13 protein-coding genes are annotated in these 14,258 nt (G+C 72.8%); 5 read left to right on the top strand and 8 right to left on the bottom strand.

The features are described from left to right. The 4 genes from efeO to QFZ75_RS27480 all read right to left on the bottom strand — a co-directional run bounded on the left by efeO (nt 1) and on the right by QFZ75_RS27480 (nt 4,686). Nucleotides 1–1,161 carry an iron uptake system protein EfeO gene (efeO, locus tag QFZ75_RS27465; RefSeq protein ID WP_307541041.1) on the bottom strand — a complete coding sequence of 387 codons (1,161 nt, stop codon included), beginning with the start codon at nt 1,159–1,161 and terminating at the stop codon, nt 1–3. Nucleotides 1,162–1,394: 233 nt separating this feature from the next. Further along, complete coding sequence (locus QFZ75_RS27470) at nt 1,395–2,249, bottom strand: heme ABC transporter ATP-binding protein (protein WP_373466063.1); 855 nt, start codon at nt 2,247–2,249, stop codon at nt 1,395–1,397. Nucleotides 2,250–2,260: 11 nt separating this feature from the next. Continuing rightward, nucleotides 2,261–3,271, bottom strand: a complete 1,011-nt coding sequence (locus QFZ75_RS27475) for an iron ABC transporter permease (protein WP_307544822.1) — start codon at nt 3,269–3,271, stop codon at nt 2,261–2,263. A 428-nt stretch (nt 3,272–3,699) separates the two neighbouring features. Beyond that, a complete protein-coding gene (locus tag QFZ75_RS27480) occupies nt 3,700–4,686 on the bottom strand; it encodes a hemin ABC transporter substrate-binding protein (protein WP_373466064.1) in 987 nt (328 codons plus the stop codon). A gap of 234 nt (nt 4,687–4,920) precedes the next feature. Here QFZ75_RS27480 and QFZ75_RS27485 point away from each other — a divergent pair, with 234 nt between their 5' ends. From QFZ75_RS27485 to QFZ75_RS27495, 3 genes are all read left to right on the top strand, one after another. Beyond that, nucleotides 4,921–6,420 carry an HtaA domain-containing protein gene (locus tag QFZ75_RS27485; protein ID WP_307541046.1) on the top strand — a complete coding sequence of 500 codons (1,500 nt, stop codon included), beginning with the start codon at nt 4,921–4,923 and terminating at the stop codon, nt 6,418–6,420. A 70-nt stretch (nt 6,421–6,490) separates the two neighbouring features. Then, complete coding sequence (locus tag QFZ75_RS27490; protein ID WP_307541048.1) at nt 6,491–8,002, top strand: HtaA domain-containing protein; 1,512 nt, start codon at nt 6,491–6,493, stop codon at nt 8,000–8,002. A 96-nt stretch (nt 8,003–8,098) separates the two neighbouring features. Continuing rightward, nucleotides 8,099–8,743 carry a PhzF family phenazine biosynthesis protein gene (locus QFZ75_RS27495; RefSeq protein ID WP_307541050.1) on the top strand — a complete coding sequence of 215 codons (645 nt, stop codon included), beginning with the start codon at nt 8,099–8,101 and terminating at the stop codon, nt 8,741–8,743. A gap of 148 nt (nt 8,744–8,891) precedes the next feature. Here QFZ75_RS27495 and QFZ75_RS27500 read toward each other — a convergent pair whose 3' ends face one another. Both QFZ75_RS27500 and map read right to left on the bottom strand, forming a co-directional pair. Next, nucleotides 8,892–9,551: a heme oxygenase (biliverdin-producing) gene (locus tag QFZ75_RS27500; protein ID WP_307541052.1), complete on the bottom strand. Its 660-nt coding sequence runs from the start codon at nt 9,549–9,551 to the stop codon at nt 8,892–8,894. A 190-nt stretch (nt 9,552–9,741) separates the two neighbouring features. Next, complete coding sequence (map, locus tag QFZ75_RS27505) at nt 9,742–10,599, bottom strand: type I methionyl aminopeptidase (RefSeq protein ID WP_307541054.1); 858 nt, start codon at nt 10,597–10,599, stop codon at nt 9,742–9,744. Between the two features lie 58 nt (nt 10,600–10,657). Here map and QFZ75_RS27510 point away from each other — a divergent pair, with 58 nt between their 5' ends. Beyond that, complete coding sequence (locus tag QFZ75_RS27510; RefSeq protein WP_307541056.1) at nt 10,658–10,888, top strand: hypothetical protein; 231 nt, start codon at nt 10,658–10,660, stop codon at nt 10,886–10,888. Between the two features lie 110 nt (nt 10,889–10,998). Here QFZ75_RS27510 and QFZ75_RS27515 read toward each other — a convergent pair whose 3' ends face one another. Together QFZ75_RS27515 and QFZ75_RS27520 are read right to left on the bottom strand one after the other, a co-directional pair. Then, on the bottom strand, nt 10,999–12,276 hold the full coding sequence (locus QFZ75_RS27515; protein WP_307544824.1) for an MFS transporter: 1,278 nt from the start codon (nt 12,274–12,276) through the stop codon (nt 10,999–11,001). 162 nt (nt 12,277–12,438) lie between these two features. After that, a complete protein-coding gene (locus QFZ75_RS27520; RefSeq protein ID WP_307541058.1) occupies nt 12,439–13,053 on the bottom strand; it encodes a hypothetical protein in 615 nt (204 codons plus the stop codon). A gap of 118 nt (nt 13,054–13,171) precedes the next feature. On the opposite strand from QFZ75_RS27520, the gene QFZ75_RS27525 reads away from it, so the two are divergent. Then, entirely contained in the window at nt 13,172–14,251 is a 1,080-nt protein-coding gene (locus QFZ75_RS27525; protein ID WP_307541060.1) for an exo-alpha-sialidase, read from the top strand. Nucleotides 14,252–14,258: the final 7 nt, after the last annotated feature.

Consider the following 14,258-nt stretch of genomic DNA (forward strand, 5'->3'; position numbering starts at 1 on the left):
CTACTTCGTCGCGACGACGGCGGCGGCGAGCTTCGACAGCGGCTCCGCGAGCGCGTTCACCGCGTCCGAGAGCTCCTTCTGCTCCGCCTTGCCGACCTTGTCGTAGGACGTGAACTCGTAGGAGCTCTTGTCCTTGCGGTACTTGTCCAGCAGCGTGTCGAGCGCCGCGAACTGGGTGTCGAGCTCCTTCGTCAGCGCCGCGTCGTTCTCCGAGGCGACCGGCTTCAGCAGCTCGTACGACTTCTCGGCGCCCTCCACGTTCGCCTTGAAGTCGACCAGGTCGGTGTGCGAGTAGCGCTCCTCCTCGCCGGTGACCTTGCCGGTGGCGACCTCGTCGAGGAGCTCCTTGGCGCCGTTGGCCATCGAGGTCGGGGTGATCTCCGCCTTGCCGACGCGGTTCTGCCAGTCGGTGAGGTCCTTCATCAGCTGGTCGGCGAGCTCGGAGTCCCGGTCGGTGAGCTTCTCGTCCTTCCACAGCGAGCGCTCCAGGCGGTGCCAGCCCGTCCAGTCCTTCTCCAGGTCCTGCCCCTCCTCCAGACCGTCCTCGCGCAGGTCGACCTTCGGGTCGATGTCACCGAAGGACTCGGCGACCGGCTCGGTCCGCTCCCAGCCGATGCGCGAGGGCGCGTACGCCTTCTTCGCGGCCTCGACGTCACCGGCCTTGACGGCATCCGTGAAGACCTTGGCCTCGGGCAGCGTCCCGTCGGCCTGCTCCTGGGCGTACTGCCGGTAGGAGGCGACCGCCGCGTCCAGCCGCGGGTCGCGCTTCGCGACCTTGCCGGCGCCGGTGACCGTGACGTCCTGCCGGATGCCCTTGCCCTTCATGCCGGGCTTGCAGGCGATCCGGTAGTCGCCGGCCTTCACCTCGGCGGTGACCTTCTGGCTGGTGCCGGGGCCGATGTTCTCGCGCTCGGTGACGATCCGGTCGTCGGGGAAGAGGAGGTAGACCTCGGTGACCTTGGAGCCCTTGTTGGTCACGTCGATCTGGACGTGCCCGGCCGGGAACTCCTTCTTCGACACCTCGCACCCGGTGTCCGTGGCCGTCACCTCGACGACCCGGTCCCCGCCGGCCGCGCCGCTCTTCTCGGTGCATCCCGTGACGGCGGCCAGTGCCGCCGCGGTCGCGGCGGCGGTGACGACGGAGAGTCGGACGGCTCGCATGCAGGCTCCAGAGTTCACGGGGAGGACGCGGGTGGCACGGGTGACGCGGGTGACGCGGGGACGGGGCGCGGGTTCGGTGCTTGGGTTCGGTGCTTGGTGAGGCTGGCCTAACTTATCTGAGGCTTACCTGACTGAAAGCCGCTCGTCCAGTGATTCGGATCTCATGGACGGTGTATGAGCACGGTCCGGTCACGGCGGCTCAATCCCACCCCCACGAAACAGTCAAACGCGGGTCAAGAGCCCCTCACCGGCGCCACCACGACCCCACCCGTGCGCGGGTGCGGGAACACCTCCACCGGCTGCTTGTACACGTCCGAAAGCAGTCGGTCGGTGAACACCTCCGCGGGCGCCCCGTCGGCGACCGCGCGCCCGGCGCACAGGATCACCACCCGGTGCGCGTACGCGGCCGCGAGACCCAGGTCGTGCAACACCACGACCACCGCGTCCCCCGCGCGCGCCCTTTCCCGGCACACCCGGAGCACCAGCTCCTGGTGCCTGAGGTCCAGCGCGGCCGTCGGTTCGTCGAGCAGCAGCAGCTGGGCGCGCTGCGCGAGCACCCGGGCGAGCGCGACCCTGGCCCGCTCGCCGCCGCTCAGCGCGGAGAAGGGCCGGTCCGCGAACCCGGTCACCTCCGTCGCCGCCATCGCCGAAGCCACCGCCGCGTCGTCCTCGGCCTCCTCGGGCCGTCCGGCCCAGGGCGCCCGCCCCATCCGTACGACCTCCTCGACCGGGAACGGGAAGGAGAGCGAGGCGGACTGGGGGAGCACCGCCCGGCGCAGGGCCAGTTCGTGCGCCGACCAGCCGGACACGGGGCGCCCGTGGACGCGTACGACACCGGCGGCGGCCGGGAGATCGGCGGCGAGGGCGCCCAACAGGGTGGACTTCCCGGCCCCGTTGGGGCCGACCAGTGCCAGCACCTCGCCCGCGCGGGCCACGACGTCCACGCCCGCCAGCACCTCACGGCCGCCGAGTCCGACCCGCAGGGCCGACGCCTCGGCGAGCACGTCGCCGGGAGCCACCGGCCCCGGCGACACGGTCCTCGTCCGGAGCCACCCGCCGCCCGGCGCCCTCGGGTCCAGTGACTTCATGCGTGGCGACTTCATGCCCAGCCTCCCTGTCTGCGACGGGTCCTGCGCAGCAGCCAGAAGAAGAACGGGCTGCCGAAGAGCGCGGTCAGCACACCGAGCGGCAGCTCGGCGGGATCGGCGACGGTGCGCGCCGCGAGGTCGCCCGCCAGCAGGACCACCGCACCGCCCAGGGCGCTCCCGGGCAGGAGGAAACGGTGGCCCGGGCCCGCCGCCATGCGCAGCAGGTGCGGGACGACCAGGCCCACGAAGCCGATGACGCCGGAGACGCTCACGGCCGCCGCGGTGAGCAGCGCGACGACCAGGACCAGCACGATCCGGAGCCGTTCGACGTCCACACCCAGGTGCCGGGCCGGGCGCTCGCCCAGGGCCAGCAGGTCCAGCTTGCGCGCGTACAGAGGTGCGACGGTGAGGCCGGCCACCGCGCACGGCAGGACGGCCAGCACTTTCGGCCAGGTCGCCTGGGAGAGCGAGCCGAGCTGCCAGAAGGTGATCTGGTTCACCGCCGCGGTGTCGGCCAGGAAGATGAACAGGCCGATCAGCGCGCCCGCGAAGGCGTTCACCGCGATGCCGGTGAGGATCAGCGTCACCACCTCCGTACGGCCGCCCGAGCGGGACATCGCGTACACGAGCAGCGCCGTGCCGAGCCCCGAGACGAAGGCGAAGGCCGGGACCGTCCAGGTGCCGAGGAAGCCGAGGCCGAGCGAGATCGCGGCGACCGCGCCGACGGCCGCGCCCGACGAGACGCCGATGACGCCCGGTTCGGCGAGCGGGTTGCCGAACACGCCCTGCATCAGCGCGCCCGCGCAGCCCAGCGAGGCACCGACGAGCAGCGCGAGCACGATCCGCGGGAAGCGCACGTTCCACAGCACGGACTCGGGCACGCGGTCCAGCGCGCCGCCGCCCAGACCGGCGCGGTGCGCGAGGGAGGAGAGGACGTCGCCGGGCGGGATCTCGTACGCGCCGAGCCCGGCGGAGGCGAGGGTGAGCAGCAGGAGCAGGACGGCCAGTCCGGCGGTGAGCAGCCAGGGGACACTGCGACGGGGGCGGGGACGGGCGGTGAGGCCACGGGCGAAGGCGGCCGAAGCCGGGGAGGCCCGTTTCCCGGCGTCCCGGTTCCCCGGCCCCGGCTCCTCGGCGGACGCCCTGTCCTGTGCGGGGGCATCGGATGCGGGGGCGTCCGGCGCGGCGGCGTCAGGGACGGGGGCATCGGATGCGGGAACGTCGGGTCCGGGGATGTCTGGCGCGGGGACATCGGGCACGGAGGCGGCGGGCACGGGGACATCGGGCACGGAGGCGGCGGGCACGGAGGCGTCCAGCGCGGAGGCGGCGGGTGTGGCGACTTCCGGCGCGGGGGCGGCGGGTGCCATGGCGTCCGGCGTGGCGACGTCCGGTGCGGCGGGCGCGACCCGGGCCACCGCGATCCGGTCCGCCGAGGCCGGGCCGGGCGCGGTCACTTCGTGTCCCCGTACAACTGGCTGACGACGGACTTCAGTACGGCGTCCGTGCGGGGCCCGTAGTTCAGCAGGACGCCGTCCTCGACCGAGACGATCCGGCGGTCCGTCCCGGCGGGGGTCTGGGCCACGCCGGGGATCTTGACGAGTCCGTCGACGCCGCCGACGGACTCCAGCCCCTTGGACATGACGAGGATCGCGTCGGGGGCCGCCCGCGCGAGGGCCTCCGTGGTGATCGCGGTGAAGTCCTTCTCCAGACCCGACGCGGCGCCCGCGTCCACGGCACCCGCCGCTTCGAGCAGCGAGGTGGCCCCCGAGCCCCTGCCGCCGATCAGATGGACGGAGGCGGAGCCGCGGAGGTACAGGAAGGCGACGCGCGGTTCGTCGGTGTCCTTCGGGACGTCCTCGCGCACGGCGGCGAGCCGTTGCGCGGAACGCTTCGTGAGTTCCTCGCCCGCGGCCGGCACGCCGAGGGCGCGGGCCACCGCCCGGATACGCGGGCCCACGTCGTCGAGACCCCGCGCCGGGGCCACGACCAGGACGGGTATGCCCGCGTCGCGGATCTGGCCCATCGCCTCCGCGGGCCCGGTGGCGGCCTCCGCGAGCACCAGGTCCGGCTTGAGGGAGAGCACGCTCTCCGCGGAGACGTCGTGGTTGCGGGTGACGACCGGCAGTTCCTCCGCCTGCGCGAAGGTGGCGGTGATGTCACGGGCGACGACCCGGTCGCCGAGGCCGAGGGTGAAGACGATCTCGCTGAGGCCGCCGGAGAGCGGCACGATGCGCTCGGCGTCCCGGACCGTCACGTCGTGCCCGTCGGACGAGCGGACGGTGACCGGGAGCCGGGGCTCCGGTGTGTCCGCGAGGGGCTCGACCCGGTCCGCGACGGCGCCCGCCTTCGCGGCCGGCCGCTCGGGCACCGCCTCCTGCGAGCTGCAGCCCGCCACCATAAGTACCGCAAGCAGCGCACCCGCCACTCGTCCACGCATGCGTCGCATCGGCCGCGTAGTTCCTTTCGCTTGACTGGTGGAGCGAGACCTTCCGGAGGGCTGCGCCCCGTCGGGGGCGCGGGGAACCGCGCGACCAGCCACAACGAACGGTCGGGCGAAAGCACCCGCAGCCCCTCCGGCTCATCCACCGCTTCCCGCAACAGCGAACATAGCTTAGGTTAGCCTTGCCTTACTTCCCAGGAAGCGGCCAGATCCGCCCGGTCCGGAGGACACATGCCAGCCCGCCCCCAGCCACGCGCCTACGTGCCCCTGCTCTGCGCAGCGGTCCTCGCAGCGGTCCTCGCGACGCTGCTCCCGGCCGCCCAAGCCCACGCGGCGAGTCGCACCGTGCAGGGCGGCCGCCTGGACTGGGGCATCAAATCCTCCTTCCAGAGCTACGTCACCGGCCCGACAGCGAACGGCGGTTTCTCCCTCACCGGGGGAGCGGCCACGGTCGGCGGCAGCCAGTTCCGTTTCCACTCGGCGACCGGCACGTACGACGGTTCCACGGGTGCCTTCACCGCCGGTTTCTCCGGCGGGGTCCACTTCCTCGGGCACGAACAGGGCAACGGCACCCACCAGCTCGACCTGACGATCAGCCGCCCCACCGTCCGCCTGGCCGGCGACGGCGGCACCCTCTACGTCGACATCACCAGCAAGGCGAAGGGCACCGGGGCGGTCACGACGTCCTCGCAGGTGCCCTTCGCCTCCCTCTCCCTGGGCGGCATCGACATGAAGGGCGGTGGCGACGCCGTCCAACTGAACAACCTGCCCGCCACCCTGACCGCCCAGGGCGCCAAGTCCTTCGCCGGGTACTACACGGCGGGCACCGCCCTGGACCCGGTCAGCCTCTCCGCGGACGTGCGGGCGGCGGCCGCCGGGCCGACGCGCACCCCGTCCCCGTCCTCGGCCGAGTCCGAGCCGAAGTCGAAGCCGAAGCCGAAGTCGAAGTCGGACAAGGAGACTTCGGGCCGGATCAAGGGCGGCGCCGTCGACTGGGGGGTGCGCAGGACCTTCCGCGAGTACGTCACCGGGGCGATCGCGGAAGGCGGGTGGAAGCTCACCGGCGGCGCGCAGGACGGCGGCGCGCTCTTCCGCTTCCCCGCGGGCACGGGCACGTACGACGAGAAGGGGCGGACCCTGGACGCGACCTTCGCCGGAGCCGTCCGCTTCACCGGCGCACAGGGCCTCGACCTGAGGCTCGGCGGGATCCGCGCCGAGGTCACGGACGACGGAAAAGGCACGCTGTACGCCGACGTCGTGAGCGCGGGCAAGACGCGGAAGAGGGTGCCGCTCGTCACCTTCGCCGCCGAGGACCTCACACCGAAGGACGGCCTCGCCCGGATCACCGAGGCACCCACGAAGCTCACCGCCGCCGGTGCCGAGGCCTTCGGCGGGATGTACAGGGCGGGCACGGAGATGGACCCGGTCTCCCTCGCCGCCGCCCTGACCGCCGACGCCGAACTGCCCGCCCTGCCCGACCTGGGCAGCACCGGGTCGGCCACTCCGAAGGCCGCCGCCGAGCCGAAGGCGGCCGGGCCAAAGACCGAGGCCACCGCGAGCGACCCGGGCGTCCCCGTCCTGCCCATCTGCCTCACGGCCGCCTCCCTGGCCGCGGTCGCCGCCGCCTTCCTGCTCCTGCGCAGGCGCCGTACGAGCCCGGCGGCCGACGCATCCCGCGTACCTGACGCATCCCACGTACCTGACGCGTCCGACGCGTCCGACAAGAACTGAACTCCCCCTCGCCGTCCGCCGGTTCCGGCCGGGCGGACTCCCGCACGCTGACTCCAGGAGATCCACGATCATGGCCGCCAACCGCCGCCGCCCCACCGTCCTCGCCGCAGCCTGCGCGACCGCCGTCACGCTCGGCGCCACCGCGCTCGCCGCGACATCCGCCTCCGCCGCCGAAGTGCCGCTCAAGGGTTACGAGTTGACCTGGGGCATCAAGGAGTCGTACCGCACCTACGTCACCGGCACGGCGGCCGGCGCCTTCACGCCCGCGGGCGGTGCCACGCAGGCCGAGGGCAACGGTGTCTTCACCTTCGTCGACGGCACCGGGAGCTACGACTCCGAGGCCCACACCGTCGCTCTCGGCTTCGAGGGTTCCCTGGGTATCGTCTCCAAGGCGCACGGCTTCGAACTCTCGCTGTCCGACCTGAAGTTCGACAGCAGGGCGGCCACGATCACGGCCGACGTGACGAGGGCGAGCGCGACCCGGCAGGATGTGCCGCTCGCCGAGGTCACCGTCACCCGCACCATGGCGGACATGCCGACCAGGCTGACCAAGGAGGCCGGGGACGTCTTCGGCAGCGCCTCGTACACGGGCGCGGCCGGCGACCCCCTGACGGTGGTGGAGAAGAAGACCGGGTCGCCGACCCCCACGCCCCCTTCGGGCACCCCCACGAACACCCCCTCCACCGCCCCCTCGACGACTCCCCCGGCCACGCCGTCCAGCACCCCCTCCCCCTCCACGGATCCGACCGGTTCCACGAGCCCGAAGCCCTCGCCCACCGAGGCCGCCACCAAGGGGAGGATCAGCTACGGCACGCTCGGCTGGGGCGTGAAGCAGTCCTTCCGTACGTACGTCGTGGACGGCGTGGCCAAGGGGAAGGTCACCGTCTCCGGCGGGGCGGCGCAGGCGTCCGGCAACGGCGTCTTCACCTTCCCCGACGCCACCGGCACCTACGACACGGACGCCGACACCCTCAAGGCCTCCTTCAAGGGCTCGGTCAACTTCAAGGGCCACGAGGACAACGGCGGTTACGGTCTCGACCTCACCCTCAGCGACCTGAAGGCGGAGATCGACGGCGGCTCCGGCAAGCTGACCGCCGACGTCGACAGCCTCGGTGAGAAGTCCGGCGACGTGACCCTCGCCGAGCTCGGGCCCAAGTCGGCCGACCTGACCGCGAAGGACGACGTCATCACCGTCGGCGGCGTCACCGCCACCCTCACCGAGGCGGGCGCGAAGGCCTTCGGCGGCTTCTACCGGGCCGGCGCCGAACTCGACCCGGTCGACCTCGCGGTGGCCCTCACCGAGGACGCCGAACTCCCGGACGCCGACCCGGCCTCGGGCGGTGGCACGGGCGGCACGGGTGGCAGCACGGGCGACACGGCCGGCGGAACCACCGGCGAAACCACCGGCGGTGCGGGCACGACCGGTTCCACCACGGGCGACGTGGCCGGCAGCCTCGCCTCCACCGGCTCCGACGTGCCCGTCGGCGCGCTCGGGGCGGCCGCCGCGGTCACCGTCGCGGCGGGCGCGGGTGTGGTGTTCGCCGTACGCCGCCGCCGTATGACGGACGCGGCCCGGGCCTGACCGGGACGCGGCACGCGCTCGACCGCCGGCCCCTTCCCGGGGCCGGCGGCCGGGCGCGTGTCCACGACTGTCGGTGCCATGGTGTTGGATGCCCGCGTGACTGATTACGACGTGCTACGGGTCTTCTGCGGACCCCGTGGCGAGTACGGCAACGAACTCGGGGTCGTACGGGAGGGTTCCGTACTGCCGGAGCGGGACGACCGGCAGACGTTCGCGGCCAAACTCGGCTTCAGCGAGACGGTGTTCGTGGACGATCCCGAGCGCGGGTTCATCGACATCTACACGCCCGGTGCGCGGCTGCCCTTCGCCGGACACCCCTGCGTGGGCGCGGCCTGGCTGCTCGACATACCCGAACTCGTCACGCCCGCGGGCGTGGTGGGCACCCGGCTCGACGGCGAGTTCACCTGGATAGAGGCCCGTCCGGAGTGGGCCGGGCCCCGTACCCTGCGCCGGTACGCCACGGCGGCCGAGGTGGACGCACTTCCCGTACCGCCGCCGGGGGAGTGGCTGTACGCCTGGGCCTGGGAGGACGAGGCGGCGGGCCGTGTCCGCGCCAGGGGCTTCCCCGGCCGGGGCGACGGCGTCGAGGAGGACGAGGCGACGGGCGCCGCGGCCCTGCAACTGACGGCCCGGCTGGGCAGAGCCCTGAACATCATCCAGGGCAAGGGCTCCCAACTCCTCACGGCCCCCCAACCGGAAGGCTGGACGGAACTGGGCGGCAGGGTCCTCCTGGAACACTGACCCCAAACCCCGCGCCCCTACTTCCGGGGGCGCGGGGAACGGCGCAGTCCGTTGTCTTCCAGGGGCGCGGGGAACAGCGCGACCAGCCACGACGCACCCGCACCCGACCGACAACGCGCACCCGACACCGCGCACCCCGGTGGAACGACTACGCGCTGATGCGGAACTCTTCCCCCAGCGCCCGAAACACCCCGGTGTTCAGGGCGAACGCCCGCCGGCACTCGGCGACGACCCGCTGCTTCTCCAGATCGTCCACGCGAAGACCGTCGAGCAGCTCGCGATACCCCCGCTTGAACGCGGCCGGATTCCCGATGCCCTCGAAGACGTAGAACCGCACCCCGTCCCCCTTGCGCGCGAACCCCCACGTCTGCTCGGCCTTGCCCCGGATGATCTGCCCACCGGAGAGGTCGCCGAGATAACGCGTGTAGTGGTGCGCGACGTATCCACCGGGCCACGTACGGGCACACTCGGCCACCCGCCCGGCGTACTCCCGCGTCGCCGGCAGCGCGGTGAGGCCGTCACGCCACCTCGGCCCCCGCAGGTGGGCGAGATCGCGCTCCAGCGAGGCGAGCCGCATCAGCTCGGGCTGGATGAACGGGCCGGCCACCGGATCGCCGGACAGCTCACGCACGCCCGACTCCAGTGCCTCGTACACGAACCACAGCTGTTCCGTGTAGCGCGCGTACGCGTCCACGCCGAGCCTGCCGCCGAGCAGATCGCTCATGAACGTCGAGGTCTCCGCCTCCACATGCTGTTCGTGGGACGCGGTGCGGATGAGCGTCGAGAACGGGGTGCTCGACGGGTTCATGGGACCTCCGGGGGCGAAGGGGGGAGACGGGAGCCGGACCCATCTTCTATGGTTAGGCTTACCTAAGTCAAAGGTTTTCCGACGCCCTGTCGGTAAAACCGTACCCCGGATCCCCACCGTTCCCCCAGGGGGAACATGAAGAAGCCGCCCGCTCGGAACCGAGCGGGCGGCGTGCGTGCGGGGCCGGAGGTTACGGCAGGGTGAGGATCTCGGCCCCGCTGTCGGTGACGACCAGCGTGTGCTCGAACTGCGCGGTCCGCAGCCGGTCCTTCGTCACGACCGTCCAGCCGTCGTCCCACATGTCGTAGTCGTACGAGCCCAGCGTCAGCATCGGCTCGATCGTGAACGTCATCCCCGGCCGGATGACCGTCGTGGCGTGCGGGCTGTCGTAGTGCGGGACGATCAGCCCGGAGTGGAACGACGAGTTGATGCCGTGCCCGGTGAAGTCCCGCACGACCCCGTACCCGAACCGCTTCGCGTACGACTCGATGACCCGGCCGATGATGTTGATCTGGCGGCCGGGCCGGACCGCCTTGACGGCACGGTCGAGCGACTCGCGGGTCCGCTCGACCAGCAGCCGCGACTCCTCGTCCACGTCGCCGACGAGGTACGTGGCGTTGTTGTCGCCGTGCACGCCCCCGATGTACGCCGTCACGTCGAGGTTGATGATGTCGCCGTCCCGCAGGACCGTGGAGTCCGGGATGCCGTGGCAGATGACCTCGTTCACGGAGGTGCACAGGGACTTCGGGAAGCCGCGGTAGCCGAGCGTGGACGGATAGGCGCCGTGGTCGCACATGTACTCGTGCGCGACGCGGTCCAGCTCGTCCGTGGTGACGCCGGGCGCGATGAGCTTCGCGGCCTCGGCCATGGCCCGCGCGGCGATCCGGCCGGCGACACGCATCGCCTCGATCGTCTCGGGCGTCTGCACCTCCGGCCCGGTGTACGGGGTCGGCGCGGGCTTGCCGACGTACTCGGGGCGGCGGATGTTTCCGGGCACCGAACGGATGGGGGACAGCTCCCCTGGGACGAGCAGCGACTGGCCAGACATGCCAGCGAGTCTAACCAGCGGGGATGGGGGAACATGTCGGTGGCGAGAGGAGCTGGTCATGGCGCTGTTCAAGAAGCGGACGGTCGGTAAACCGGGCGAATGGTTCTACTGCCTGGAGCACAAGAAGGTCGAAGAGGGCCCCGAGTGCCCCGCGAAGGACCGCTTCGGCCCGTACGCGTCCCGGGAGGAGGCCCGGCAGGCGATGGACACGGCCCGCGAGCGCAACCTCGACTGGGAGACGGACCCCAAGTGGCACGACGCCGCTCCGCGGGGCGCGGACGACAACTGAACCCCTTCTCCCCACCCGCCCGGTACAAGGGCACTCGACCCGGTTCCCCGCACCCCGACCACCCAGGGGCGCGGGGAACTGCGCGCTCGGCCCCCGCCGGCCGGCAGTCGTCAACGCTCCCCGGCCACCCCCTCCCCCTCCCGCAAGGACTTCATCCGCACCGCGTGCGGATTCGTCCGTACGTCGTAAGCCATCAGCTTCGGCAGACACACCGCCAGCGCCCCCACCGCGGCCACGCACATCACACCCCCGGTCCACACCGAGGCCCGCACGGAGAGGAACGCGGCCATCCCGCCGGCCCGCACCTGTCCCAGCTGCGGGCCCACCGAGTACGACAGCAACTCGATCCCGGCCAGCCGCCCCCGCAGCTCGTCCGGGATCGTCTGGTTCCACATCGCCGCCCGGAAGATCCCGCTGACCATGTCGCAGCAGCCGGCGAGCGTCAGGAACAGCAGCACCGGCCACACGTCGTGCGCCGCGCCGGCGGCGACCATCGCGAGCCCCCAGCAGGCTGCCGCCAGCACCACCATCCGCCCGTGCCGGTGGATCCGCGAGGTCCACCCGCTGGTGAGGCTCACCAGCAGCGACCCGGCAGGCAGCGCGGCGTACATCAGCCCGAGCGACCACTCGGCGTCCAGCTCGTCGGCCAGGAAGGGCAGCACGGCGAGCGGGAAGGCGAAGAACATGGCCGCCAGGTCGACCGCGTACGTCCCCAGCAGCTCCTTGCGGCTCCACGCGTACCGCGCGCCCTCCGCGATCGACCGCAGCGACGGCTTGGCCGCCTCGTGCGCGGCGGGCGACGCGGCGAGCCCCACGGCCAGCGCGAGCGAGACGGCGAACGTGGCCAGGTCCGCGGCGTAGGCCCAGCCCAGTCCCGCGTACGCCACGACGAGCCCGGCGACCGCGGGACCGGCGACCCCGCCGACCGTCCAGCGCAGCGAGTTCAGCGCGGCGGCCGCCGGCAGGTGCTCGTGCCGGACGATGCGCGGGGTGAGCGCGTCGAGCGCGGGGCGCTGGACCGCGACGAGCGCGGAGGACAGCGCGGCGACGGCGTACAGCGGCCACACCATGGGCTCCGGCAGCAGCGCGTTGACCAGCAGGACCGCCGAGAGCACCCCCTGCCCCGCCTCTGTCCACAGGATCAGCTTCCGCTTGTCCAGGGCGTCGGCGAGCGCCCCGCCGTACAGCCCGAACACGATCAGCGGGACGAGTTCCACGGCGCCGATCGCCCCGACGGCCACCGCGGAACCGGTCAGCTCCTTCATCTGCACCGGCAGCGCGACGAACGTCAGGAAGCTGCCGAAGCTGGTGATGAGCCCCGCCACCCACAGCCGCCGGAAGTCGGGCGAGGTCCGCCACGGCGCGAGATCGGGCAGCAGCGCGCGCAGGCGCGGAACACCGCCCCCGGAGGCGGGGGCGGCGGCATGGGCATCGGGTTCGGGCTCGGTCGGTTCCGTCACGACGGAGAATGGTCCGTCGTGGAACCCGCCGGGTACAAACGCTTTTTCGACCAGGGACGGCAGGCAGCCTCCGGAGGGCGGGCCGTCAGGTCACCAGCGGGCCGGCGGCGGAGCGGTCAGCCGGTCCGCCAGCCGCGACAACCGGTCCGCGAGACGCCGGCGCCCCCGGGGCGCGGGCAGCGCGTTCTCCCCGGCCGCCGCACTGACCAGATGCTGCACGGTGTCCAGGTCGAGGCCCGCGTCGCAGTCCGGTCCGGCCGGTACCGTGAGCGCCTCGTGCGCCATCGCGTGCAGCTCCCGGTCGCCCGGGCCCAGCGCCAGGACCGTCGCCCCGGCCCGGCGCGCGTCGTGCACCCGCTCCAGCAGCGGGGCCCCGGGCGCGTCCGGCGCCACGACGAGCAGCGTCTCGCCCCGCCGGGCCGCCTCGATCCGGCCGAGCCCCACGGCCAGGTGCGCCGGATCACCGGGCCGCGCCCCGTGCCGTACGAGCGTCGGTGCCAGCTCGGGCGTGCCCGACCAGGCGGCCTCGTCGACGAGATGCGCGGCCAGGTGCCATGGCTCGTACCGCGCCGTTCCCACCAGCAGCAGCCCGCCCCCGTGCGGCAGCACGGACGACCGCAGCGTCCCCGCGAACCGCCGCGTGGCGTCCGGCCACCCGGTCCCGGCGAGCACGTCGCGCAACAGGGCCACCCGTACGGCATCCATGCGCACGCATCCTGCCGCAACCGGCCACCCGTCAGCTGGAGTTCACCACGAATTCGCCCGACCTGGGCAGGGTGTACCGCTCACCGGATCGACCCCGACCGACAGGGAGAGGGTTTCCATGACCAGCAGCGAGACGTCCGTGCCGTTCCGCGCCGGACAGGAGGGCTACGCGAGTTTCCGCATCCCGGCCGTCGTCGCCACCGCGCGGGGAACCCTGCTCGCCTTCTGCGAGGGCAGGAAGAGCTCCCGTGACGACTTCGGCACCATCGACATCGTGCTCAAGCGGTCCACCGACGGGGGGCTGACCTGGGGACCGCTCCAGGTCGCCGCCGAGAACGGCGAGGCGCTGGCCGGCAACCCGGCCCCCGTCGTCCTCGACACCGGCAGGATCCTGCTCGTCCACATCCGCAACGCCGCCCTCGCCACCGAGGACGCCATCCGCCGCGGCAAGGTGGGCGCCGCCGACGGGCGCCGCGTCTGGGTCCGGCACAGCGACGACGACGGGGCCGCCTGGTCGGCCCCGAAGGAGGTCACGAAGCAGACCAGGAAGACGGCCTGGCGCTGGTACGCCACCACCCCGGGCCACGCCCTGCAGCTCTCCACCGGACGGGTCGTCGTACCCGCCAACCACTCCCTGCCGCCGGCCGGCACGGACAACGGCACCGAGGGCAAGTACAACGGCGGGCACTGCCTGCTCAGCGACGACCGCGGCGGGACCTGGCGGATCGGGTACGTCGACGACACCCCCGACGGCTACGTCAACGTGAACGAGACCACCGCCGCCGAACTCCCCGACGGCCGCGTCTACTTCAACACCCGTACCGACTCCACCGCCCCCGGCACCCGCGCCGACGCGTACTCGCGGGACGGCGGCCGCACCCTGGTCAAGCCGTTCCGCCCGCAGGCCGGCCTCACCGGCCCGGTCGTCGAGGGCAGCGTGCTCCAGCTCCGCGACCCCGACGTCCTCCTTTACTCGGGCCCCGCCGACCCCGGCTTCCGCGCCCTGATGACGATCCGGGCGAGCCTCGACGACGGCGTCACCTGGCGGACGGCCCACACCGTGGACGGACTGCCCGCCGCGTACTCCGACCTCGTGCGCGTGGACGACGGCACGGTCGGGCTCCTCTACGAGACGGGCGACTTCGGCGCGTACGAGACGGTCACCTTCCGGCGGATCCCGGTGGCGGCCCTCACCTGAGCGGCGG

Source organism: Streptomyces sp. V3I8, from assembly GCF_030817535.1.
GTDB lineage: Bacteria > Actinomycetota > Actinomycetes > Streptomycetales > Streptomycetaceae > Streptomyces.

Coding starts and splice junctions, on each gene's coding strand:
- map (WP_307541054.1), bottom strand. CDS start 10,599: ATGTCTGGCCAGTCGCTGCTCGTCCCAGGGGAGCTGTCCCCCATCCGT.
- QFZ75_RS27525 (WP_307541060.1), top strand. CDS start 13,172: ATGACCAGCAGCGAGACGTCCGTGCCGTTCCGCGCCGGACAGGAGGGC.
- QFZ75_RS27470 (WP_373466063.1), bottom strand. CDS start 2,249: ATGAAGTCACTGGACCCGAGGGCGCCGGGCGGCGGGTGGCTCCGGACG.
- QFZ75_RS27480 (WP_373466064.1), bottom strand. CDS start 4,686: ATGCGTGGACGAGTGGCGGGTGCGCTGCTTGCGGTACTTATGGTGGCG.
- QFZ75_RS27490 (WP_307541048.1), top strand. CDS start 6,491: ATGGCCGCCAACCGCCGCCGCCCCACCGTCCTCGCCGCAGCCTGCGCG.
- QFZ75_RS27510 (WP_307541056.1), top strand. CDS start 10,658: ATGGCGCTGTTCAAGAAGCGGACGGTCGGTAAACCGGGCGAATGGTTC.
- QFZ75_RS27500 (WP_307541052.1), bottom strand. CDS start 9,551: ATGAACCCGTCGAGCACCCCGTTCTCGACGCTCATCCGCACCGCGTCC.
- QFZ75_RS27485 (WP_307541046.1), top strand. CDS start 4,921: ATGCCAGCCCGCCCCCAGCCACGCGCCTACGTGCCCCTGCTCTGCGCA.
- efeO (WP_307541041.1), bottom strand. CDS start 1,161: ATGCGAGCCGTCCGACTCTCCGTCGTCACCGCCGCCGCGACCGCGGCG.
- QFZ75_RS27520 (WP_307541058.1), bottom strand. CDS start 13,053: ATGGATGCCGTACGGGTGGCCCTGTTGCGCGACGTGCTCGCCGGGACC.